This window comes from Pseudomonas sp. URIL14HWK12:I6 (assembly GCF_000514195.1).
Taxonomy (GTDB): domain Bacteria; phylum Pseudomonadota; class Gammaproteobacteria; order Pseudomonadales; family Pseudomonadaceae; genus Aquipseudomonas; species Aquipseudomonas putida_A.
Genome location: NZ_AZVL01000011.1, coordinates 1 through 24,062 on the forward strand (window position 1 = coordinate 1; position 24,062 = coordinate 24,062).

Here is a 24,062-nt window from a genome sequence, read left to right on the forward strand (position 1 = left end):
AATCTAAACTGTGGGAGCGGGCTTGCTCGCGAAGGCGGCCTGACAGCCGACCAATCTCTTACTGAATGCACCCAATCCCAGTAGGAACTGCCGAAGGCTGTGATCTTTTGATCTGCTTTGGCTTTGCTTTGGCTTTAGCTCTTGATTTGGCTTTTGATCTTCAGCCCCTTCGGCAGGCCGAGCGTAGGTGTTCATCCGGGGGGTTAGGCGCGCAGCGCCATGCGGCGAAGCCGCATCCATCGAGAGGAGGTGCAGCGAAGCAAACCGGAGGCGATGCCCCCGGATGGACACCGTAGCGAGGGAACACTGAGCCTAAGCGAAGTGCCGTACGCCGGGGGCAAAGCCTTTTGGGTTACCTTTTCGGCGTTTGGAAAAGGTGACTCGCTGTAAGAGCGAAACCGCCAGAGGCAACACCCGAAGAAACGGATATGCCCCCCAAACCCCAAACCCCAAACCTCAAACCCGGCGTTTGGAAAAAGTGACTCGCTGTAAGAGCGAAACCGCCAGCGGCAACCCCCGCAGCAACGGATATGCCCCCAATCCAAAAAAAACCAAAGCATTGACCCATCCTCAAGCCATGCGTAGCCTTGCGCTTTCGAGGTTCTTCGGCCCACGCCGAAGCTAAGAAGGGAACGCGGTCAAAGCCGCGGCTGCCCCCGCAACTGTGAACGGTGAAGTTCGTTGCCACGCCACTGCCAGCTCAATCCACTGAGCCCGCGGGAAGGCGCAGCGAACGCCGGGCCCAAGGCCCGAACACCGTCAGCCAGGAGACCTGCCTCGTCACAGATTTCTCACTACAACCGGGCGGGGTGATCCGGTGGCGAATTCTTCCGCGCGCACGCTCGCAGCGGATCTCGTCCCGTATGCCCGCCACCTTGCCAAAGGGCATCCGATGAAAACACTGGCCAAACTCCCCGTCACCATCGTCACCGGTTTTCTCGGCTCGGGCAAAACCACCTTGCTGCGACACATGCTCGACAACGCCCAGGGCCGTCGCATCGCCGTGATCGTCAACGAGTTCGGCGAGCTGGGCATCGACGGTGAGATCCTCAAGCAATGCACCATCGGCTGCACCGAAGAAGAAGCCACCGGCCGCGTCTACGAACTGGCCAACGGCTGCCTGTGCTGCACGGTGCAGGAAGAGTTCTTCCCGGTGATGCGTGAACTGGTCGCCCGTCGCGGCGATCTCGATCACATCCTGATCGAGACCTCCGGTCTGGCTCTGCCAAAACCATTGGTGCAAGCCTTCCAGTGGCCGGAAATCCGCAGCGCCTGCACCGTTGACGCGGTGATCACCGTGGTCGACAGCCCGGCCGTGGCCGCTGGCACCTTCGCCGCGTTCCCGGATCAGGTCGATGCCCAGCGCAAACTCGACCCGAATCTGGATCACGAATCGCCGCTGCATGAGCTGTTCGCCGACCAACTGGCCAGCGCCGATCTGGTGATCCTCAACAAGGCCGACCAGACCAGCGCCGAAGATCTGGCTCGCGTTCGCGCCGAAGTCGCCGAAGAACTGCCACCAGCGGTGAAAATCATCGAAGCCAGCAACGGTCGCCTGCCGCTGGACGTGCTGATCGGCCTCGGTGCCGGATCCGAAGAACATATCGACAGCCGCCACAGCCATCACGATCACCACCACGACGGTGATGACGACCACGATGACCACGATCACGACGCCTTCGATTCGATCTCGATCGAACTGCCGCAAGCCGACGAGAGCCTGCTGCTCGACGCGCTGACGCAATTGGTGGTCAAGCACGGCATCCTGCGTGTCAAAGGTTTCGCGGCGATTCCAAACAAGCCGATGCGCCTGTTGATTCAGGGCGTGGGCACGCGTTTCGACAAGCACTTCGACCGCCAGTGGGGCGCTGACGAAGCGCGCGTCACCCGTTTGGTGCTGATCGGTCAGGCACTCGACGCCGCGCAACTCGAAGCGCAACTGCGCGCCGCGCTCAGCGTTTAAGCCATGCACCTGCTCAGGACCCAGCCCGGCGGTTTCGTGTCGGATGACAACATTGCCGACCTTGGACAAACCCCCGCCGAGCTGGTGATCCTGTGCAGCGGCGATTCCAGCCTGGCGCTGCTCGCCGAAGCCGCGCAGCAATTGCCCGAGGATTACCCGAGCCTGCGTCTGGCCAATCCGATGCAGGTGCAGAATCACGCCTCGGTCGATCTGTATGTCGATGAGGTGCTGCGTCACGCCAAGGTCATTCTGATTTCGCTGCACGGCGGCATCGCTTATTGGCGTTATGGCGTCGAGCGTCTGGTGGAGTTGTCCGAGCGCGGGGTGCAGGTGATTCTGGTGCCGGGGGATGATCGTCCCGACCCGGAACTCAGCGACCTGAGCACGGTGCTCGCCGAAGATCGCGACCGTCTCTGGCAGTTCTTGCGTCAGGGTGGCATGGGCAATGCGCTGGACTTCTTCCATTGCCTGGCCAACCGCTGGCTGGCGCGTGACTACGCTTGGGGCGAGCCGCAGGCGTTGCCGCGTACAGCGATTTATCACCCACAGAAAAACACCGCCGCACTGAGCGACTGGCAAGCCGAATGGCTGCCCAGTCAACCGGTCGCGGCGGTGTTGTTTTATCGCTCGCATTTGCAAGCGGCGAACACTGCGTTCATCGACGTGTTCTGCCAGCGCTTGCAGGCGGCGGGGCTCAATCCGTTGCCGATCGCCGTCGCCAGCCTGAAAGAACCCGGCTGTCTGAGCGTGGTCGAGGACTGGCTGGACGAGGTCGAGGCGGCGGTGATTCTCAACACCACCGGTTTCGCGCAGTCCAGTCCAGAAGCCCCTCATCTGTGCCCGTTCCGGCGCAATATTCCGGTGATTCAGGCGATCTGCGCTCAGGACAACGAGCCGGGCTGGCGCGACAGCGAGCAAGGCCTGGGGCCACGGGACTTGGCGATGCACATTGCCTTGCCGGAACTCGACGGGCGCATCATCAGCCGGCCGATCAGCTTCAAGGACCTGGCCTGGCGCAGCGAGCGCAGCCAGTCCGACGTGGTCTGCTACCGGGCGCAACCCGAACGCATGGATTTTGTCGCTGAACTGGCGCGACGCTGGAGCGATCTGGCGCGGCTGCCGAACACGGAAAAACGCATCGCGCTGATCCTCGCCAACTACCCGACTCGCGACGGCCGGATCGGCAATGGCGTCGGTCTGGACACGCCGGCGGCGGCATTGAATATCCTGCGCGCGTTGCAGGCGGAAGGCTTCCCGTTGACGGCGGAGTTGCCGGACAGCGGCACCGCGTTAATCCAACAATTGCTCGGCGGCGTCAGCAACGACCTCGACAGCATTGACCTGCGGCCGTGCCAGCAAAGTCTTGCGATGGATGCCTATCTGGCGATGTTCAACGCGCTGCCGCAAGCCAATCGCGCGGCAGTGCTGGAACGCTGGGGCGCGCCGCAAAACGATCCGATGTGCCGTGACGGACGGATGATGATCGCCGGTCTGCGTTTTGGCCTGACCTTCGTCGGCATTCAACCGGCGCGCGGTTATCAGGTCGACCCGAGCGCGGTGTATCACGATCCGGATCTGGTGCCGCCGCACGGCTATCTGGCGTTCTATTTCTGGCTGCGCAACACCTACGGTGCGCACGCAGTGATTCACGTCGGCAAGCATGGCAACCTCGAATGGTTGCCGGGCAAGGGCGTGGGGCTTTCGGAGAATTGCTGGCCGGACGCATTGCTCGGGCCGCTGCCGAACATCTATCCGTTTATCGTCAACGATCCGGGCGAGGGTGCCCAGGCCAAACGGCGCACGCAAGCGGTGATCATCGACCACCTGATGCCGCCGCTGACCCGTGCCGAAACCTACGGCCCGCTGCGCAATCTGGAACTGTTGGCCGACGAATATTACGAGGCGCAACTGCTCGATCCGCGTCGCGCCCGCGAGCTGCAGCGCGACATTCTGCAACTGGTGCGCGAGACGCAGATCGACCGCGAACTGCAACTCGACGCCGGTCTGGACAGCGACGCCGATGCAGCGATCTGGCTGCCGCGTCTGGACACCTACCTGTGTGACCTGAAGGAATCGCAGATCCGCGATGGCCTGCACATCTTTGGCGAATCGCCGACCGGGCGTTTGCGCATTGATACCTTGCTGGCCTTGCTACGCATTCCGCGTGGCGACGGCAAAGGCGCGCAGTCGAGTCTGCTGCGGGCGTTGGCCAAGGCGTTTGAGTTGGGCTTTGATCCGCTGGATTGCTCCCTTGCCGATCCATGGAACGGCCCGCGTCCGCCAGAGCTGCAAAGCGTCAGCGACGAAGTCTGGCGCAGCGCCGGTGATACCCGCGAACGCCTTGAGCTATTCGCCACCCACCTGATCTCCCAAACAGTGCACGCCCCTTGTAGGAGTGAGCCTGCTCGCGATAGCGGTGTGTCATTCAACACTGAATTGCCTGACCTGACGCCATCGCGAGCAGGCTCACTCCTACAGGAACCGAGGGGGGCTGAAGTGAGGGTAATCATTGAAAACCTGCGCGAAGTCGTCGCCCCACGCCTAGACGCCTGCGGCCCCGCCGAAATGCGCGGTCTACTCGACGCCCTGAACGGCCGCTTTGTCCCCGCCGGCCCAAGCGGCGCGCCCAGCCGTGGTCGTCTCGACGTGCTGCCCACCGGGCGCAATTTCTACTCGGTGGACGTGCGTAACCTGCCGACCACCACCGCGTGGCGCATCGGTTTCCAGTCCGCCACGCTGATTCTTGAGCGGCATTTGCAGGATCACGGCGATCACCTGCGCCAGCTCGGTTTATCGGTGTGGGGAACGGCGACCATGCGCACCGGCGGTGACGACATCGCCCAGGCCATGGCGCTGATGGGCGTGCGTCCGGTCTGGGCCACCGGCAGTCAGCGCGTCGATGATTTCGAGATTCTGCCGCTGAGTCTGCTCGATCGGCCACGAGTCGATGTCACGCTGCGGGTCTCGGGCTTCTTCCGCGATGCCTTTGCCAACCTGATTCGCCTGTTCGACGCGGCCGTGCAAGCGGTGGCAGCGCTGGACGAACCGGATGACCTCAATCCGCTGGCCGCGAAGGTGCGCGCTGAACGTGAGGCGCTGCTGCAATCGGGGCTGGATGCCGAAGCGGCGCGACGCCAGGCCGGCTGGCGGATTTTCGGTGCCAAACCCGGAGCCTATGGCGCGGGCGTACAGGGCGCCATCGATGGGCGTCTGTGGCAGAGCCGCGAAGATCTGGCCGAGGTCTACCTGAACTGGGGCGCCTACGCGTACGGCGGGGCGGACGAGGGCACCGCCGCCCGCGAGCAGTTCGTCCAGCGCCTGAGCCAAGTGCAGGCGGTGTTGCAGAATCAGGACAACCGCGAGCACGATTTGCTCGATTCCAACGACTATTACCAGTTCCAGGGCGGCATGCTCGCGGCGGTGGAAACCCTGCGCGGTGAAGCGGCGGCGAGTTATCACGGTGATCACAGCCAGCCGGATCTGCCGAGAATCCGTACCCTGAAAGAAGAGCTCAATCGGGTGATCCGCTCGCGGGCAGCCAATCCGAAGTGGATCGACGGGGTCAAACGTCACGGCTATAAAGGTGCGTTTGAACTGGCGGCGACGGTCGATAACCTGTTCGCCTTCGACGCCACCACGCAACTGATCGATGATCATCAGTATGCGTTGCTGGCCGATGCCTATTTGCTCGACCCGACGACGCGGGATTTTGTTCGTGAACACAATCCGCATGCGCTGCGCGACATGACCGAGCGCATGCTCGAAGCGCAGCAGCGCGGGATGTGGCAGGAACCCGGGGCCTATAAAGAAGCCCTGGAAAACCTGCTGCTGGATATAGAAGAAGACACCTGACACACCGCCTCACTCTGTGGGAGCGAACCTGCTCGCGAAGGCGTCGTGTCAGACAGTATTTTTGTAGCTGGCACACCGCTTTCGCGAGCAGGCTCGCTCCCCCAGGGATCAACGTGGCTCCCAACGATTTTCGACAGATCACCGACCATGACCGAGTATTGAAGATGACCGACACCCCGCATTTCCCGCTCTCTGCCGTGGTCGGCGCCGATGACCTGAAACTCGCGCTGTGCCTCACCGCCATCGACCCGAAAATCGGTGGCGTGCTGATCGAAGGCCCGCGCGGCATGGCCAAGTCGACCCTGGCCCGTGGCTTGGCTGATCTGCTGGCGAGCGGACAGTTCGTCACGCTGCCATTGGGCGCCACCGAAGAGCGTCTGGTCGGCACTCTTGATCTCGACGCCGCGCTGAGTGAAGGGCGGGCGCAGTTTTCTCCCGGTGTTTTGGCCAAGGCTGACGGCGGTGTGCTGTACGTCGATGAAGTAAACCTGCTGCCCGATCATCTGGTCGACCTGCTGCTCGATGTGGCTGCCAGTGGTACCAACCTGATCGAGCGCGACGGCATCTCCCATCGGCATTCGGCGCGATTTGTATTGATCGGCACGATGAACCCGGAAGAGGGCGAACTGCGTCCGCAACTGCTTGACCGTTTCGGCCTGAACGTCGCCCTCCGCGGCCACACCGCGCCAACCGAACGCGGGCAGATCATCCGCCGCCGCCTGGATTTCGACAGCGATCCACAGGCGTTCTGCGTGCAGTGGGAAGCCCAGCAGCAAGCGCTGCGTGAGCGCTGCGAACAGGCGCGCATCGCCTTGGCGAACATCCCGCTGGATGACGACGCGTTGGCGAGCATCACCCAGCGTTGCTTCGCTGCTGGCGTCGATGGCTTGCGTGCTGATCTGGTCTGGCTGCGTGCGGCCCGTGCGCACGCGGCCTGGCGCGGCGCTGCAGTGATTGCCGAGCAGGACATCGACGCCGTGGCGGAATTTGCCCTACGGCACCGACGTCGCGAATCCTCTTCTTCCAGCCCTCAGCCACCCGCGCAGAACCCGGCCAGTAGCCAGGCCGAACCGAGCGAAGGGCAGGGCCAGTGGGGCGATATGCCCGCCCCGGCACTGGCCACGGGTGCCCGTCGCGAAGTGCCGAGCTGGCCAAAAAAGTAACCGGCATTCGTCCCCGATCCGACGCGGGGGCGAATGCCAGACCCCGCGCCGGACGCCTCGACCACGGACGCCAGGGCCAGCGCCACGCTGCGCGCAGCGGCCTGGTGAACTGGCCGGGCACGCTGCTCAATGGTCGGCCGCAGACTCGTGAAGATCTGCAGTTCCAGTTGCGTACTCGAACTCCCCATGAGCTGTGGCTGGTGATCGTTGATGCCTCGGCTTCAACGCGTCGGCATCAGGCGCTGAGCGATGCCAAGGGCCTGCTCGCGCAATTGTTCGATGATGCTTATCGGCAGCGCGCGCGACTGGCCTTGCTGACCGCCAGCGGCAGCGCGCCGAAATGGCAGGTGCAAGGTCTGAAGGCATCGAGTGGTTTGCGCACCTGGCTGGAGGCGTTGGGGGCGGGCGGCGGCACGCCGTTGGTGGCGGCATTGACGCAGGCACAGCAATGGCTGGTGCAGCGACAAAAGCGCTTCCGGGCCGAGCAGCAGCGCTTGCTGGTGGTGACGGATGGCCGCTTGAAAACCTTGCCGCCGATGTTGCCGCTGGAGTGTCCGGGATTGTTGATCGACATTGAGCGCGGGCCCATCCGATTGGCACGGGCGCGGGAATTAGCGGCGGCGCTGAGTGCGGAATATCGGCATATCGATGATGTGTGAAGTCTGAGCGGGCCTCTTCGCGAGCAGGCTCGCTCCCACATGGATTGTGAACGCTGCTTTACCTGTGGGAGCGAGCCTGCTCGCGAAGGCATCGCCTCGGATCATGCAGGATCAACGAAAACCGCAGAGCTGCTCTATGCTCCACCCCAGCCCAATCACAAGGAGTGAATCATGCGGGTACTGGTCGCCAATCCTCAGGACGATTTTCGCGTCAAAGCCTACGCCGGCACCAACGGCGTGCTGCTGGCCATGGATCTTGCCGAACCCCGGCGCAAAGGCCTGCTCGGGTTTGCCATCGAAAAGCAGCAGGGCGGCAAACCGTGGTTGTTCCTGTTCAACAGCCTGACATTTCCCGGCAAGGCGCACACGTTCCCGCAGTATCACGCCACGCCCAGCGATAAAGCGCCGCTACAGAAATTCCGCTGGGCCGATTACGCGGTCAATCCGGGCACGACGATGCACTATCGCGTGCATCTGGCCTATGGCACGGCGGATGCGCCGCTATTGGGAGAATCACTGGAGCTGAGCATCACCAGTGACGACGGTCATCCGGCCAACCAGAGCGTGATATTCAACCGTGCTGTGGCCGCCAGTCAGGCCTTCCAGCGCAAATTTCCCGACCTCGACGCGCAGATCAGCGCCAACAAGAACCTGCCCATCGAAGCCTGGCCCGACGCGGCGCGGCTGTGGCTGGAGAACGGGCTGTTGGAGCGTTTGCTGGGCTTTATCGAACGTGCGGTGGACGCGCAGTGGGCGCTGGAAATCGCGATCTACGAGTATCAGTTGCAGGCGATCATCGACGCTGTAAATGCGGCATTTGCCCGGGGGGTTCAGGTGCGCGTTCTGTATCACGCGCAACCTGATGATCCCGATACGACCCTGAACGAAACGAACCTTGCCAAATTGCCGATGGCGAACAAGCGCGGCCGGGTCACCCATAACATCTTTCACGACAAATTCATTGTTCTCAGCCGTGTCGATGGCGCGGGTCAGCGGCAACCGCAGGCGGTGCTGTGCGGCAGCACCAATTTCACCGCCAACGGCGTGTATCGCCAGGCTAACGTGGTGCATACGCTCGACGACGTGATGGTTGCCGCGCGGTATTTGCAAGTGTTCGAAGAAGTCTGGGCCAACCCGGCCGACGTCGCTGCGACGCGCAACTGGATAACCGGGCACAATCCGATGGACCCGGCACAGGCGCTGTTCGCCGGGTTCTCGCCACGCAGCGGTGGTGGCGATTTGCGTGAGTTTGTCGAGATCATCGAGGCGGCGAAAAAGGACGTGTTGTTCGTCACCGCTTTCAGCCTGCCGGACGCGATTCTCAACGCGCTGCTCGGCAAACCGCATGACGACATCCTGCGTTACGGCCTGCAAAACACCGCGAGCAGCATCACCGGATTTCATGCCGACCGCACCGCCGAATTCGCTGCCACAGCTTTGCTCAACACCGGGCTGGAAGGCTGGCTGAAAGAAAACATGAAAGGCCAGAAGGGCAACCTGCTGGTGCACACCAAAGCCGTGATCACCGACTTCACCACCGATGCGCCGACCATCATCAGCGGCAGTCACAACCTCAGTACGTCAGCCAGTAACGGCAATGACGAGAACTTCCTGATCATTCGTGGCGACACCGATCTGGCTGATCGCTATGGCCTGGAGTTGCTGCGGTTTTATGAGCATTACCGCTTTCGCTATTTCGCGAAAAAACTCGAGCTCAAGCAGGTGAGTCCGCTGGCGGTGGATGACAGCTGGACCAACGATTATTACGTAGAGGGGGATTTGCGCCAGTTGTCGCGGTTGCGCTTTGCCGGGCGATGATGTGGTGTGTTTGATGACCCCTTCGCGAGCAAGCCCGCTCCCACATTGGACTTTCTTTGAACTCAGAACCTGCGTCCGACGAATAACCCCTGTGGGAGCGTGCTTGCTCGCGAAAGGGCCTGCAGGAAATCACATTTCCTGTGCTCTTACAGATTTTGAAATGATTTGCCGCTGTAGAAAATGTGCCTTGAGCCTGTACGCTCCAAGGCCATTTTTCATTCAGGATTTGCATGAACACCCTCTTGGAGCCTCCCAGTCGTACCTTCTCCACGCGCCATGGCGCGGTCTTGACGCACTCGCAGCATCCGGTTTTCCGACTCCCGTCTATCGTTGACAACGCGGCTTCAGAGCCTTCGCGTTGCACTTTGCCGTGCCCGGCAGCCTGAATTCACTGAAGAGAGATCGAGACATTTATGGAATGGTTAGCGGATCCCACGGCGTGGTTAGGCTTATTGACTCTGATCGTGCTGGAACTGGTGCTGGGTATCGACAACCTGGTGTTTATCGCGATCCTGGCGGACAAACTGCCGCCGCATCAGCGCGACCGTGCGCGAATCATCGGCCTGTCGCTGGCGTTGATCATGCGCCTGGGCCTGTTGGCGAGTATTTCCTGGCTGGTCACTCTTACGCAGCCATTGTTCGAGGTATTCGACAAGAGCTTCTCCGGCCGTGACCTGATCATGCTGTTCGGTGGTGTGTTCCTGTTGTTCAAGGCCACCATGGAGCTGCACGAACGACTCGAAGGCCACGTCGGCCAGCGCTCGACCAACGCCGCTTACGCGCTGTTCTGGCCGATCGTGGCGCAGATCGTGGTACTCGACGCGGTGTTCTCGCTGGACGCGGTAATCACCGCCGTCGGCATGGTCGATGAACTGGCGGTGATGATGATCGCGGTGATCATTTCCATCGGCCTGATGATCGTCGCCAGCAAGCCGCTCACCCGCTTCGTCAATGCGCACCCGACGGTGATCATGCTGTGTCTGGGCTTCCTGATGATGATCGGTTTTGCCCTGACGGCCGAAGGCCTGGGTTTCCACATCCCGAAAGGCTATCTGTACGCGGCGATTGGTTTCTCGATCCTGATCGAGGTGTTCAACCAGATCGCCCGGGCCCGACGCAAGCGTTCGATGCAAGGCCTGCGCCCCATACGTGAGCGCACGGCCCACGCGGTAATGCGTCTGCTGGGCGGGCGCAAGCTGGAGGCGGAGGAGGTCGGCGAGGAAATCTCTGACCTGCTGGATGACGGCGAAGCCCCGAGTGCGGAGCTGTTCGACCGCCGCGAGCGAGTGATGATCAGTGGCGTGCTGCAACTGGCCGAGCGGCCGATTCGGAATCTGATGACCGTACGCGCGGACGTCGACACCATCGATCTGGCCGACGACGCCGAAACGATTCGCACAAAATTGATGCACTCGTCGTATTCGCGTCTGCCGCTGATTCGCGACGGCGCGGTGGATGAACCGTTGGGCTTCGTGCACAAGAAAGAGCTGCTCAAGGAGTACCTGGCCGGTACCGAGCCGAATCTGGAGCACCTGGCGCGCAAGACCATCAACCTGCTCGACAGCTATTCGATCCTCAATGCGCTGGAGCAAATGCGCGCGGCGTCGACTCACATCGCCTTCGTGGTCAACGAATTCGGTGACTTCGTCGGTGTGTTGACCATGACCGACATCCTCGAATCGATTGCCGGCGAACTGCCTGATGCCAGCGAAATCGAAGGTCCGGACGTGATCGAGGGGCAGGGCGGGTTCATCGTCAACGGCGCGTTGAACCTGACGCGTGTTCGCCAGCGCACCGGGTTTGGCGCCGAACCGACCGAGGACTATCAGACCCTGGCCGGACTGGTGATGAGCCTGCTGGATCGCTTGCCGATGATCGGCGATCGGCTGCAGTACGCAGGCTGGCAAATGACCGTCAAAGCCGTTGAGGAACGACGGGTGACGCAGGTGTTGCTGGTGCGCGATTCTGCGTAAGGCAGCAGCCTTGCGCTGACGGTGCCGACCCCTTCGCGGGCAAGCCCGCTCCTACAGCGCACGCGTCGTACACGAAATGTGTGAACAACGTTGACCCCTGTGGGAGCGGGCTTGCCCGCGAAAGCGATGTGTCAGACGCCGCAACGATTACGGGAAATGCACTGCCTCAAATCACCCGCCGATGCGCACGCGTGATTGTGCAGAGCCTGCTCAATGTGCGGCGCAACCACGGCAGGTCATGTCGTGGTTTCTGCTGCACCACCGGTGCCCTGGTCCTGCCAATATGCCGGGCAAAGTCCGCCGCCAGTGTTTCCTCTGTGCCGATGCCTTTGAGTTTTTTCACCAGCCTGCCGTTCTTGTAGAACAGCACCGTCGGCGTGCCGGTGACCAACGGATGGCGCGGCGACTCTCGGGTGTTAAGCATGTAGATATTGGCGCGATGCCGGTACGGCTCGGCAATCTGACGAAAAATCGGCCCGGCCCATTCGCAGGCGGGGCAGTGTTCATTGGCGAAATACAGGATCACCGGGCGCCAGGTTTTCAGGGCTTTGCGGTAAACCGGGGCCAGATTGGAAATGGTATTGGCAGCGCTCATTGAGAACTCCTTTTCAACGACCTCGAAGGTTCGATGACGTTAAAGAAGGGTGAAGAACAGGTCTACTGTCAGAAATTACAGGTGGCCTGTGGATTCGCGAGATTTTTCCACTTTTATGAAGGACCGGCCCGACACGAAGCCCGGAAATGTGGAATGTCGGGACGTGATACCTTTTTTCACTCAATAAAAGAGAAGGCGGTAATAAGCGATAGGCGTCGAAGCCGTCTTGGAGTGCTATTTTAAGCACCATTAACAGCACTCCAGGGAGCACCATCATGACTCATGTAGTTCTTTCCAATATCGTTGCGAGTATTTCTGAATTGAAAAGAAACCCCATGGGTACCGTGGCCGCCGGTGGCGGCCAATCTGTTGCAATCCTCAATCGAAATGAGCCAGCGTTTTATTGTGTTCCCGCAAAGGAGTATGAGGCGATGATGAATCGCCTTGAGGATCTGGAACTGATCGCACTGTGCAAGGAGCGAGAAAACGATCCCACCATCAAGGTCTCTATAGATGACCTATGAGCTGGAGTTTTCCGAGAAAGCCTGGAGGGAATGGAGAAAGCTTGATTCAGCACTTCAGGATCAGTTCAAGAAAAAGCTCTCTACACGTCTGGTCAATCCTCACGTTCCTGCCGATCGACTCCGAGGGTTGGGAAACGCCTACAAAATCAAGCTTCGCAGTGCGGGATACAGGCTGGTCTATCGCGTAAAGAACGAGATTTTGGTTGTTACCGTGATTGCGGTAGGGAGAAGAGAGCGGGGAGAGGTCTACGACCAAGCCGCTTGCCGATAGATATGGCGAGCTGGCCCCTTCAATCGCTAACCACATTGCACCGAAGTAGCCCTTCGTGCTCCATCTGGGAACCTGCTACTCGTTATTTGTAGCCTAAGGTAGCGCAGCCCATCAGTACCCGCACCTGACTCCATTTTTCGCATTTCCTGCATCCCGTTGATTCCAAAAACATTTAACCCCTCTACAGACTCCCTGTGATTCCTGTGGCACACTTTCTGCTGTCTATTCCGTAGTAACAAACCGTGTTCCGGTATAGCGGAATAAACATCATCCTGGAGTGCTTGCCATGCATCGCCGTCCTTCGTTGTTCAAAGCGTGTGTTTTCGTTCTTGCGGCTTCGTCCGCTGTGATGGGCATGGCCCAGGCAGCCGATAGCAAGCTCGACAGTGTTCTGGCCCGGGGCAAGCTGATTGTCGGCACCGGCAGCACCAATGCGCCGTGGCACTTTCAGGGTGCGGACGGCAAGTTGCAGGGCTTTGATATCGACATCGCCAGGATGGTGGCCAAGGGGTTGTTCAATGACCCAAGCAAAGTCGAGTTCGTCGTGCAGTCGTCCGACGCGCGAATTCCCAATCTGCTGACCGACAAGGTCGACATGAGCTGCCAGTTCATCACCGTTACCGCCAGCCGTGCGCAACAAGTGGCGTTCACCCTGCCGTACTACCGCGAAGGTGTCGGCCTGCTGCTGCCAGCCAACAGCAAGTACAAGGAAATCGAGGACCTGCAAGCGGCCGGTGACAGCGTTACTGTGGCCGTGCTGCAAAACGTCTATGCCGAAGAATTGGTGCATCAGGCGCTGCCCAAGGCCAAGGTCGATCAGTACGACAGCGTCGACCTGATGTATCAAGCGGTGAACTCCGGTCGCGCCGATGCCGCTGCTACCGATCAGTCGTCGGTCAAGTACCTGATGGTGCAGAACCCTGGCCGCTACCGCAGCCCGACCTACGCGTGGAGCCCACAGACCTACGCCTGCGCAGTCAAACGCGGCGATCAGGACTGGCTGAACTTCGTCAATACCGCCCTGCATGAAGCCATGACCGGCGTTGAGTTCCCGACTTACGCGGCCTCGTTCAAGCAATGGTTCGGTGTCGATCTGCCGGCGCCGGCCATCGGTTTCCCAGTCGAATTCAAATGATCCCGTGAGAGCGGGGCGCCTGTACGCGCCCCGCTCAAGGTACTGCTGACCATGAACTATCAGTTGAACTTTGCCGCCGTGTGGCGCGATTTCGACACCTTGCTGGCGGGGCTCGGTCTGGGCCTTGAACTGGCGCTGGTGTCGATCGCCATCGGCTGCGTGATCGGCCTGCTGATGGCGTTTGCCTTGCTCTCGAAGCATCGCGCCTTGCGGGTGCTGGCCTCGGTGTACGTCACGGTGGTGCGTAACACGCCGATTCTGGTGTTGATTCTGTTGATCTACTTTGCCTTGCCGAGCCTGGGAATCCGCTTGGACAAGATTCCCTCGTTCATCATCACGCTGTCGCTGTATGCCGGTGCCTATCTGACCGAAGTGTTTCGTGGCGGCTTGCTGAGCATCCCCAAAGGCCAGCGCGAAGCGGGGCTGGCGATCGGACTCGGTGAGTGGCAGGTCAAGGCCTACGTCACCGTGCCGGTGATGTTGCGCAACGTGCTGCCTGCGCTGTCGAACAACTTTATCTCGCTGTTCAAGGACACCTCGCTGGCCGCCGCGATTGCGGTGCCGGAGCTGACCTATTACGCGCGCAAGATCAACGTCGAGAGCTACCGGGTGATCGAAACCTGGCTGGTGACCACGGCGTTGTATGTCGCGGCCTGTTACCTCATTGCCATGCTGCTGCGTTACCTCGAGCAGCGTCTGGCGATCCGCCGATAGGAGGCTGCGATGTACGAATCTCCCAGTTGGTTGCATGAATTGTGGGTAGCACGCGAGACGTTGCTGCAAGGCTTCCTGACCAGTGTGCAGGTGTCGGCGCTGGCGATTCTGTTCGGCACGCTGCTCGGGGTTGTCACCGGTCTGGTGCTGACTTACGGCAAGTTCTGGATGCGCGCGCCGTTTCGCTTTTATGTCGACATTATTCGCGGCACGCCGGTGTTTGTATTGGTGCTGGCCTGCTTCTACATGGCGCCGGCGTTGGGCTGGCAGATCAGCGCGTTTCAGGCCGGTGCGCTGGGCCTGACGCTGTTTTGCGGTTCGCACGTCGCCGAGATCGTGCGCGGCGCCTTGCAGGCATTGCCACGCGGACAGATGGAAGCGAGCAAGGCGATTGGCCTGACGTTTTATCAATCCCTCGGTTACGTGCTGTTGCCCCAGGCGTTGCGGCAGATCCTGCCGACCTGGGTCAACTCGTCCACCGAAATCGTCAAGGCTTCGACCTTGCTCTCGGTGATCGGCGTCGCCGAATTGCTGCTCAGCACCCAACAGATCATCGCCCGGACCTTCATGACTCTGGAGTTCTACCTGTTCGCCGGTTTTCTGTTCTTCGTCATCAACTACGGCATCGAATTACTCGGCCGGCATATTGAAAAGCGGGTGGCCCTGCCATGACTCAAGCTCAAGTTTCCAACGTTCAGAACGCTCAGCCGCTGCTGGGCATCCGTGGCCTGCACAAGCAGTACGGCGCAGTCGAAGTGCTCAAGGGCGTCGACCTGAGCATGCAGCGCGGCAACGTGGTGACGCTGATCGGCTCCAGCGGTTCGGGCAAGACCACCTTGCTGCGCTGCGTGAACATGCTCGAAGAGTTTCAGGGCGGGCAGATCCTGCTCGACGGCGAGTCCATCGGCTATGACGAGATCGGCGGCAAACGCGTGCGTCATGCGGAAAAAATCATCGCCCGCCATCGCGCGATGACCGGCATGGCCTTCCAGCAATTCAACCTGTTTCCGCACCTGACCGCGATGCAGAACGTCACCCTCGGTCTGCTCAAGGTTAAGAAAATGCACAAGGACCAAGCCGTGGTGCTGGCCGAAAAATGGCTGGAGCGGGTCGGCCTGCTGGAGCGGCGCAATCACTTTCCCGGGCAGTTGTCCGGTGGTCAGCAACAGCGTGTGGCGATTGCCCGGGCGATTGCGATGAACCCCAGCCTGATGCTGTTCGACGAAGTCACCTCGGCCCTCGATCCGGAGCTGGTCGGTGAAGTGCTGAACGTGATCAAGGGCCTGGCCGAAGACGGCATGACCATGTTGCTGGTGACCCACGAAATGCGTTTCGCCTTCGAGGTTTCGGACAAGATCGTATTCATGAATCAGGGGCGAATCGAAGAGCAGGGGCCGCCCAAGGAACTGTTCGAACGCCCGCAATCGCCGCGTCTGGCTGAGTTTCTCAAGAGCACGCGGTTCTAATTTTTGCTTTGTAATCAGGAGAAGTACCCATGAGCATTACTCGATACGGCACCGGCAGCACGGCCGCTGGCGGTCAGCCACGCCCCTTTGCGCGCGCGGTTGAAGCGGATGGCTGGCTGCACGTGTCCGGCCAGGTGCCGGCGGTGGATGGCGAGATCATCGTTGGCGGCATCGTCGAGCAGACCCACCAGACCATGAAAAACCTGATCGCGATTCTCGAAGAGGCCGGTTACGGCCTGGAGGATGTGGTGCGGGCTGGCGTATGGCTGGACGATCCGCGGGATTTCAGCAGTTTCAACAAGGTCTTCGGCGAGTACTTCAAACCTGAACACGCCCCGGCGCGGGCCTGTGTGCAGGCGAGCATGATGGTCGATTGCAAGGTCGAGATCGATTGCATCGCGTACAAGAAGAAACCCTGAAATCTGTGCTGACTTCTTCGCGAGCAGGCTCGCTCCCACATTTGAAATGCAATCCCCTGTGGGAGCGAGCCTGCTCGCGAAAGCGGCCTACCAAGCGCCGCAGTAGTCTCGGTAAACTCCCGGCACTTTCATTGGGAACTGAAAACATGACCGAAGACACCATCAAACGCCGGGCCCGTGGTCTGGATCGGGCGTTCGATATCCTCGACTTCCTCAAGGAGATCGGCCAGCCGCTGCGTCCGAACGACATCGCCAACGGTATCGGCAGCCCGAAATCCACGGTCTACGAACTGGTGGCGTCGCTGCTGGAACGACGGATTCTGGAGCCGGTGGGCAAGGATGGTCACGTCTATCTCGGTCGCCAGTTGTATTTCCTCGGGCAGGCGCACCTGCGCCATTTCGACCTCAGCCGCGAGGCCGATCACGCCTTGCAGGAGATCGTCAGCCAGACCCGGGAAACCGCGCAGATGTGCCTGCTCAACGGGCGCAAATACACCGTGGCACTGATGAAGGAAGGCGAGCGGCATTTCCGCATTTCGTCCGACATCGGCGAAAACGCGCCGATCCCGTGGACTGCGTCCGGGCGCTTGCTGCTGGCGCATTTGAGCGACCAGCAGATCATCGACCTGATCGACGAAGACGACTACATCCTGCCCGACGGCGAGCGCCTGCCGTTGGAACGCTTTCTGGCGGAGATCCGCCAGGCTGGCATCGACGGTTTCTTCTCCTTCGACAGCGTGGCCGACACCTTCACCCATTGCTTCGCCGCGCCGGTCAAAGACCCCAGCGGCGTGGCCATTTGCACCCTGTGCATCGTCGCCCCACGGGCCGATGCGAAAAACAATTACGACGACTATCGCCGGGTGCTGATCGAGAGCGCCAACAGCCTCGCCCGGCGCATCAACGAATAACCGCGGCTGCCTGCGGCCGCGACAGTGAGGAGTTCAAGCATGACGACTGCCATCAATACCGCTGTGGAAAAGGGCGACGCTGCCGTTGGTGCGCACCTTGTGCGCGACGTCAGCCTGCCAGCGCTGGTGCTGCACCGCGAGGCGCTGGAGCACAACATTCGCTGGATGCAGAAGTTCGTCAGCGACAGCGGCGCCGAGCTCGCGCCCCACGGCAAGACCAGCATGACCCCGGCGCTGTTCCAGCGTCAGCTCGACGCTGGCGCGTGGGGCATCACCCTCGCCAGCGCCACCCAGACTCGCGCCGCATACGCCCACGGTGTACGCCGGGTGTTGATGGCCAACCAACTGGTCGGCACGCCGAACATGGCGCTGATCGCCGATCTGTTGGCAGGCCCGGATTTCGATTTCTACTGCATGGTCGATCACCCGGACAACGTCGCCGATCTCGGCGCCTACTTCGCCTCGCGCGGAGTGAAGTTGAATGTGATGATCGAGTACGGCGTGGTCGGTGGCCGTTGCGGTTGCCGCAGCGAGCAGGAAGTCATCGCGCTGGCCCAGGCGATCAACGCGCAACCGGCGCTGGCTCTGACCGGTATCGAGGGTTACGAAGGGGTGATCCATGGCGATCACGCGGTTAGCGGCATTCGCGAATTCGCCGCGTCGCTGGTGCGCCTGGCGGTGCAGTTGCAGGACAGCGACGCGTTTGCCATTGCCAAGCCGATCATCACCGCGTCGGGTTCGGCGTGGTACGACCTGATCGCCGAGTCGTTCGAAGCGCAGAACGCCAGCGGACGCTTCCTTAGCGTGCTGCGCCCGGGCAGTTACGTGGCGCATGATCATGGCATCTACAAGGAAGCGCAGTGCTGCGTGCTGGATCGTCGCAGTGACCTGCACGAAGGATTGCGTCCGGCGCTGGAAGTCTGGGCGCATGTGCAATCGCTGCCGGAGCCGGGATTTGCGGTGATCGCCCTCGGCAAGCGCGATGTGGCATTCGATGCCGGCCTGCCGGTGCCGCTGCTGCGCTACAAGGCCGGTGTGTTGCCGGCGGTGGGCGACGATGTCGGCGCCTGCAAGGTGACGGCAGTGATGGATCAGCACGCGTTCATGAGTGTGGCGCCTGGGGTTGAGCTGCGGGTGGGCGACATCATTTCCTTCGGCACCTCGCACCCGTGCCTGACGTTCGACAAGTGGCGGGTGGGGTTGCTGGTGGATGAGCAGTTGGCGGTGGTCGAGAGCATGGAGACCTGCTTCTAAGGTTTCAGACCGAGTCGCGCCCATCGCGAGCAGGCTCACTCCTACAGGGGAACGCATTCCAATTGTAGGAGTGAGCCTGCTCGCGAAGGCGCCAGTCCAGACATCCGCGAATCCAGAGACAGCACAAAATGACCAGCCTCAGCCCCCTGGGCCCGAACACCCCGCGCATCGCCCTGATCGGCGAATGCATGATCGAACTCCAGCACCGCGCCGATGGCAGCCTGCAGCAAAGCTTCGGCGGCGATACCTTGAACACCGCGGTGTACCTGTCCCGCGCCCTCGGCGACAAAGCCCAGGTCGATTACGTCACCGCGCTCGGCGACGACAGCTTCAGCGATGCCATGTGCCAGAGTTGGGCCGATGAAGGCATTGGCCTGGATCTCGTGCAGCGTCTGCCCGGTCGCTTGCCCGGCCTGTACTGCATCCAGACCGACGCCAACGGCGAGCGGCGTTTCCTCTACTGGCGCAATGAAGCGGCGGTGCGCGATTGCTTCACCACCCCGGCGGCGGAGCCGATTCTGGCGGCGCTGCCGGACTACGATGTGCTGTATTTCAGCGGCATCACCCTCGCAGTGTTAGGTGCGAAGGGGCGCGAGCGCTTGATCCAGACCCTGATCGAAGCCCGCCAGCGCGATGCGCGGATCGTCTTCGACAACAATTATCGGCCACGCTTGTGGGCCTCACCGGAAGAGGCGCGGGCGGCCTATCGCAGCGTGTTGCCGCATGTCGATCTGGCGTTGCTGACCGTGGATGACGAGCAGGCGCTGTTCCATTTTTCCGATTGCGACGCGGTGTTCGAGGCGTACGCGCAGATCGGCACGCCGGAAGTGGTGCTCAAGCGCGGCGCCGAGGCGTGTCTGATTCGTTGTGATGGCGAGGCGTTCGAAGTGCCGGCGCAGCAGGTCGACAAGGTGGTGGATACGACGGCGGCGGGGGATTCGTTCAGTGCGGCGTATCTGGCCAGGCGTTTGCTGGGCGGCAGTCCGGTCGAGGCGGCGCAGGCGGGGCATTGGCTGGCGAGTCGGGTGATTCAGGTGCCGGGGGCGTTGATTCCCAGGTAAGCGGTGGATGGCCGCTTGCTGCGCAATCGGTTCGCGGGCAAGCCCGCTCCCACAGGGTACGCATTCCAGGCTGTGGGAGCGGGCTTGCTCGCGAAGAGGCCCTAAGGCCAAGCACTCAATCGCGGAAAAACACCTGCACCAGGTGATAGCCGAACTTGCTCTTGATAGGCCCGTGCACCGTGCGCAGCGGCTTCTTGAAGATCACCGCATCGATCGCGCCGACCATCTGCCCCGGCCGCACTTCACCCAGATCACCGCCGCGTTTGCCGGACGGGCAGGTCGAGTATTTCTTCGCCAGCACATCGAACGCTTCGCCCTTGGCAATGCGTTGCTTGAGTTGTTCGGCCTCTTCGGCGGTTTTCACCAGAATGTGGCGGGCTTGGGCTTTCATCGTGCGATACCTGTAACGGGGTGACGGCGGGGCGCGGGATTATGCCTCAAGTGACGGCGTTTGGTTGATCATCTCGCGGATCTTGTTGGCCAGCACTTCAATCGAAAACGGCTTGGCCACCATGTCCATGCCATCCTCGAGAAAGCCCTGACGCTCGGCGGCTTTCTGCGCGTAACCGGTCATGAACAGCACCTTCAGCCCCGGACGATGCTGGCGGGCGATTTCCGCCAGTTGCCGGCCATTCATCCCCGGTAGACCAACGTCGGTCACCAGCAGATCCACACGCAGCTCCGATTCCAGCAGCGGCAGGGCGGCGCTGGCGTCGGCGGCTTCGTGGGCGAGGTAACCCAGCTCCTTGAGCAGATCGAGCACCAGCATGCGCACCGCCGGGTCATCTTCAACCACCACCACGGATTCGCCACAGGTGGCCGTCGGCGCCGCACTGAGGGTTTCCACGACTGGCCGTTCCGGCTCCAGCAGGTTCAGGCGCGGCAGATACAAGCGCACACAGGTGCCCTGATTCGGCAGGCTGTCGAGGCTGACATGCCCGCCCGACTGCTGGGCGAAGCCATAAATCATCGACAGCCCCAGCCCGGTGCCCTGGCCGATCGGTTTGGTGGTGAAGAACGGATCGAACGCCTTGGCCCGTACCGACGGCGTCATGCCGGTGCCGTTGTCGCTGACCGCCAGCATCAGGTAGTCGCCGGCCTTGACCGGTTCGAGGGTGGTGATGTCGTTGCCGTCGAGGTAGACGTTGGCGGTTTCGATCAGCAGCTCGCCGCCATCGGGCATGGCGTCGCGGGCGTTGATCACCAGGTTGAGCAGGGCATTTTCCAGTTGGCTGACGTCGGTGCTGATCGGCCAGACATCGTCGGCCAGGCGCAGCGTGAGTTCGATCGGGTCGCCCTTGGTGCGGCGGATCAAATCTTCCAGCGAATGAATCAGTTCGTTGACGTTGAGGGTCTTGCGGTCCAGCGACTGCCGGCGCGAGAACGCCAGCAGCCGATGGGTCAGCGCGGCCGCTCGGTTGGCCGACGACACCGCCGCTTCGGTGAAACGGCCGATTTCATCGGCGCGGCCGTCGGCGATGTAGCGTTGCATCAGGTCAAGGCTGCCGATGATTCCGGTGAGCATGTTGTTGAAGTCGTGGGCGATACCGCCGGTGAGCTGGCCGACCGCTTCCATTTTCTGCGCATGGCGCAACGCATCTTCGGCGCGCTCACGTTCGAACATCTCGTTCTGCAGACGCTGATTGGCCTGAGCCAGTTGTTCGGTGCGGGCGCTGACCCGTTCCTCCAGGGTTTCATTGAGATTGCGCAGGGCTTCTTCGGTCTTCTTCCGTTCGGATTCGTCGATCACGAAAATATAGAAACCGTTGACTGAGCCGTCGGCGCCGTGGCGCGGCAGGTAATTCATCAGCGCATGGCGGTTGCTGCCGTCGCGATGCGGGGTGTACAGGCTGAACGAGCAGGGCCGCCCGGCCAGTGCTTCGGCAATATACGGCGCGCGCAGGAAGTAGGCTTCTTCGCCGATCACTTCGCGGATGGTGCGGCCATACAACTCCTGCGGCGTGAGGCCGTACCAGTCCAGATACGCCGCATTGTTCAGGCGGAAGCGCTCGTCGTGGTCGACGTAACTGATGAGGATCGGCATTGCATTGATGATCAGCTGCAATTCCGTCTGGCTCTGGCGCAGCGCCTGCTCGGTGTGCTTGCGCTCGGTCAGGTCCAGCGCGGCGCCGAGGAAGCGCACCGGTCGCCCGTGGTGATCCTTGTAACAGCGGCCCCGGGCAAACACCCAGCGCAGTTCGCCGTCGGCTTTCAGCAGGCGGTATTCCTCGGCGTATTCGGTGCCGTGGGTAATGCAATGCTTGATGCTGCGGGCGATCAGGGCGCGGTCTTCGGGGTGCACGCCTTGCAGGTAGTCGCTGATCGGTAGCTGGCTGGCGTGGGCCGGATCGATGCCATGCAACTGGGCGAAATGGGCGTCGGCGATGAAACGGTCTTCGCCGATGTCCCAATCCCAGGTGCCAACCGCATCGGTGGCGGCCAGCGCCAGTTGCAGGCGTTCTTCAGTGTCGCGCTGGGCCTTGAGACTTTCTTCGGAACGGCGTTGCAGTTCGAGGGCGATGCGCCGGCGTTCGTTGGTTTCGATGGCTGTTACCAGAATCCCCGCCACTTGCGTGTCTTCATCGCGGATGGGGCTGTAGGTCAGGTCCAGCCAGAAGTCGGACTCTACGCCTCCGCGTTGCAGGGTAAATCGCCGCTCGCTGTAGGTGCGCACCTGGCCTTGTAGGACGGCTCGATAAATCGGGTCGGTAAAGTCCTGAAGTTCTGGCCATATAAGGTGCGCAGGCTGTCCGAAAGCGTGTGGATGCTTGCTCCCGGCGAGCATCGCAAAGCCATTGTTGTAGATCTGCGTGAGCTGCGGCCCCCACAACAGCAGCATCGGCATCGGCGAGTGAATCACGATGTCCACCGCGGTGCGCAGGCTTTGCGGCCAGGTGCCAGAAGCGCCCAACGGCGTGCGGCTCCAGTCGGTACGGGCGATCAGGGCTTGGGCGTCATCGGGGGAGGGTGCTGGGTTCATCACGTGTATCCTGAGCGTCGGTCAGTGCGTTGGCATCTACTATTCTTGCACTTGCGGTAGACGCTGTATGACCCGTTACGTCACGACAGCGGGTCATTTCTGTTCATTGAATGCTTCGCGGGTGCTTATTGCCATGGAAATCGATGCACTGTTGCTCCGTCTGTCGAGCCAGCACGGCTCTGACCTGTTCCTGTCCACGGGAGCGCCACCCAGTGCGCGCATCGATGGCGTGCTGACGCCGTTCAGCGAGCGGCCGTTCAAGCCCGGTGAAGTCGAGGCCATCGCCAACTCCCTGATGGACGCCGAACAACGGCGCGAGTTCGATCGGGATCTGGAAATGAACCTGGCAATTTCCCGTACGGGCATCGGGCGTTTTCGGGTGAACGTCTTCAAGCAACGCAATGATGTGTCAATCGTCATCCGCAACGTCAAACTCGATATCCCGCGCTTCGAAGACTTGAAACTGCCGCCGGTATTGCTGGAAACGGTGATGCTCAAACAGGGGCTGATCCTGTTCGTTGGCGCCACCGACTCCGGCAAGTCCACTTCGCTGGCCGCGCTGATCGATCACCGCAACCGCCACAGCAGCGGGCATATCATCACCATCGAAGACCCGGTGGAGTATATCCATCGACACCAGCGCTCGATCATCAATCAACGCGAAGTCGGCGTCGATACCCGCAGTTTCCATGCGGCGCTGAAAAACACCCTGCGCCAGGCCCCGGACGTAGTGCTGATCGGCGAGATCCGTGACCGCGAAACCATGGAGCATGCGCTGACATTTGCCGACACCGGGCACCTGGTGCTGTCGACGCTGCATGCGCACAACGCCAATCAGGCGCTGGACCGTATCGTCAATCTGTTCCCCGAAGAACGCCGCCCGCAGTTGCTGCATGCACTGGGCAACAATCTCAAGGCGTTCGTCTCGCAACGGCTGGTGCGCACTTTGGACGGCCAGCGCCGGGCGGCGGTCGAAGTGATGCTCGGCACCCCGACCATCGCCGACCTGATCCGCCGCAACGAGTTGGGCGAACTCAAAGGCATCATGGAGAAGTCCGGCGAGGCCGGCATGCAGACGTTCGACGCGGCGCTGTACGGGCTGGTGGTGGAGGGCGTGATCAGTGAGGACGAAGCGCTCAAGCATGCCGATTCGCAGAACAATCTGCGCCTGCGTTTGAAACTGCACACCGAGGCGGGCCCGGCGCCCGCACCCACAACATCAGGCGATTGGGGCCTGATGGATTAACACCTCACCCCTGTGGGAGCGGGCTTGCTCGCGAAAGCGGTGTATCAGTCACATTGTT

At 61.4% G+C, this 24,062-nt stretch carries 20 protein-coding genes and 1 riboswitch; of the genes, 17 read left to right on the top strand and 3 right to left on the bottom strand.

Annotation, left to right across the window (positions count from 1 at the left end):
* The first annotated feature begins 581 nt into the window (after positions 1-581).
* A riboswitch (cobalamin riboswitch) is annotated at positions 582-795 on the top strand.
* Between the two features lie 97 nt (positions 796-892).
* The 6 genes from cobW (at position 893) to H043_RS0115720 (ending at position 11,428) form a co-directional block, all read left to right on the top strand.
* Positions 893-1,963, top strand: a complete 1,071-nt coding sequence (cobW, locus tag H043_RS0115695) for a cobalamin biosynthesis protein CobW (RefSeq protein ID WP_027612646.1) — start codon at positions 893-895, stop codon at positions 1,961-1,963.
* Positions 1,964-1,966: 3 nt separating this feature from the next.
* On the top strand, positions 1,967-5,815 hold the full coding sequence (cobN, locus tag H043_RS0115700) for a cobaltochelatase subunit CobN (protein ID WP_027612647.1): 3,849 nt from the start codon (positions 1,967-1,969) through the stop codon (positions 5,813-5,815).
* A 164-nt stretch (positions 5,816-5,979) separates the two neighbouring features.
* Positions 5,980-6,978, top strand: coding sequence for an ATP-binding protein (locus H043_RS0115705; protein ID WP_027612648.1), 999 nt, complete (start codon positions 5,980-5,982; stop codon positions 6,976-6,978).
* The gene (locus H043_RS0115710) at positions 6,906-7,637 is read left to right on the top strand and encodes a VWA domain-containing protein (protein WP_177325635.1); all 732 of its coding nucleotides are present in this window, start codon (positions 6,906-6,908) and stop codon (positions 7,635-7,637) included. The genes H043_RS0115705 and H043_RS0115710 overlap by 73 nt, the downstream gene beginning before the upstream one ends.
* A gap of 171 nt (positions 7,638-7,808) precedes the next feature.
* Positions 7,809-9,455: a phospholipase D-like domain-containing protein gene (locus H043_RS0115715; protein ID WP_027612650.1), complete on the top strand. Its 1,647-nt coding sequence runs from the start codon at positions 7,809-7,811 to the stop codon at positions 9,453-9,455.
* Between the two features lie 413 nt (positions 9,456-9,868).
* Positions 9,869-11,428, top strand: a complete 1,560-nt coding sequence (locus H043_RS0115720; RefSeq protein WP_027612651.1) for a TerC family protein — start codon at positions 9,869-9,871, stop codon at positions 11,426-11,428.
* Positions 11,429-11,594: 166 nt separating this feature from the next.
* Here the strand turns inward: H043_RS0115720 and H043_RS0115725 are convergent, their stop codons facing one another.
* Positions 11,595-12,023, bottom strand: coding sequence for a co-chaperone YbbN (locus tag H043_RS0115725; protein ID WP_027612652.1), 429 nt, complete (start codon positions 12,021-12,023; stop codon positions 11,595-11,597).
* 275 nt (positions 12,024-12,298) lie between these two features.
* On the opposite strand from H043_RS0115725, the gene H043_RS0115730 reads away from it, so the two are divergent.
* The 10 genes from H043_RS0115730 (at position 12,299) to H043_RS0115775 (ending at position 19,778) form a co-directional block, all read left to right on the top strand.
* The gene (locus H043_RS0115730; protein WP_003225462.1) at positions 12,299-12,547 is read left to right on the top strand and encodes a type II toxin-antitoxin system Phd/YefM family antitoxin; all 249 of its coding nucleotides are present in this window, start codon (positions 12,299-12,301) and stop codon (positions 12,545-12,547) included.
* The gene (locus tag H043_RS0115735; RefSeq protein WP_027612653.1) at positions 12,537-12,818 is read left to right on the top strand and encodes a type II toxin-antitoxin system RelE/ParE family toxin; all 282 of its coding nucleotides are present in this window, start codon (positions 12,537-12,539) and stop codon (positions 12,816-12,818) included. The genes H043_RS0115730 and H043_RS0115735 overlap by 11 nt, the downstream gene beginning before the upstream one ends.
* Before the next feature lie 286 nt (positions 12,819-13,104).
* Complete coding sequence (locus tag H043_RS0115740; protein WP_027612654.1) at positions 13,105-13,953, top strand: transporter substrate-binding domain-containing protein; 849 nt, start codon at positions 13,105-13,107, stop codon at positions 13,951-13,953.
* A gap of 51 nt (positions 13,954-14,004) precedes the next feature.
* Positions 14,005-14,667, top strand: a complete 663-nt coding sequence (locus tag H043_RS0115745) for an amino acid ABC transporter permease (protein WP_003225455.1) — start codon at positions 14,005-14,007, stop codon at positions 14,665-14,667.
* Between the two features lie 9 nt (positions 14,668-14,676).
* Complete coding sequence (locus H043_RS0115750) at positions 14,677-15,339, top strand: amino acid ABC transporter permease (RefSeq protein WP_007965124.1); 663 nt, start codon at positions 14,677-14,679, stop codon at positions 15,337-15,339.
* Positions 15,336-16,133, top strand: coding sequence for an amino acid ABC transporter ATP-binding protein (locus H043_RS0115755; protein ID WP_027612655.1), 798 nt, complete (start codon positions 15,336-15,338; stop codon positions 16,131-16,133). Before H043_RS0115750 ends, H043_RS0115755 begins: the two co-directional genes overlap by 4 nt.
* A 29-nt stretch (positions 16,134-16,162) precedes the next feature.
* The gene (locus tag H043_RS0115760) at positions 16,163-16,552 is read left to right on the top strand and encodes a RidA family protein (RefSeq protein ID WP_003225452.1); all 390 of its coding nucleotides are present in this window, start codon (positions 16,163-16,165) and stop codon (positions 16,550-16,552) included.
* Positions 16,553-16,698: 146 nt separating this feature from the next.
* Entirely contained in the window at positions 16,699-17,463 is a 765-nt protein-coding gene (locus H043_RS0115765; RefSeq protein ID WP_027612656.1) for an IclR family transcriptional regulator, read from the top strand.
* A 39-nt stretch (positions 17,464-17,502) separates the two neighbouring features.
* Positions 17,503-18,717 (top strand): amino acid deaminase, encoded by a 1,215-nt coding sequence (locus tag H043_RS0115770; RefSeq protein ID WP_027612657.1) that lies wholly within the window; start codon positions 17,503-17,505, stop codon positions 18,715-18,717.
* 128 nt (positions 18,718-18,845) lie between these two features.
* Positions 18,846-19,778 carry a sugar kinase gene (locus H043_RS0115775; RefSeq protein ID WP_027612658.1) on the top strand — a complete coding sequence of 311 codons (933 nt, stop codon included), beginning with the start codon at positions 18,846-18,848 and terminating at the stop codon, positions 19,776-19,778.
* A 115-nt stretch (positions 19,779-19,893) separates the two neighbouring features.
* Here the strand turns inward: H043_RS0115775 and H043_RS0115780 are convergent, their stop codons facing one another.
* Entirely contained in the window at positions 19,894-20,169 is a 276-nt protein-coding gene (locus H043_RS0115780; RefSeq protein ID WP_003225447.1) for a peptidylprolyl isomerase, read from the bottom strand.
* Between the two features lie 39 nt (positions 20,170-20,208).
* Positions 20,209-22,758 (bottom strand): PAS domain-containing sensor histidine kinase, encoded by a 2,550-nt coding sequence (locus tag H043_RS0115785; RefSeq protein WP_027612659.1) that lies wholly within the window; start codon positions 22,756-22,758, stop codon positions 20,209-20,211.
* A 133-nt stretch (positions 22,759-22,891) separates the two neighbouring features.
* On the opposite strand from H043_RS0115785, the gene H043_RS0115790 reads away from it, so the two are divergent.
* A complete protein-coding gene (locus H043_RS0115790) occupies positions 22,892-24,004 on the top strand; it encodes a PilT/PilU family type 4a pilus ATPase (RefSeq protein WP_027612660.1) in 1,113 nt (370 codons plus the stop codon).
* Positions 24,005-24,062 lie beyond the last annotated feature (58 nt).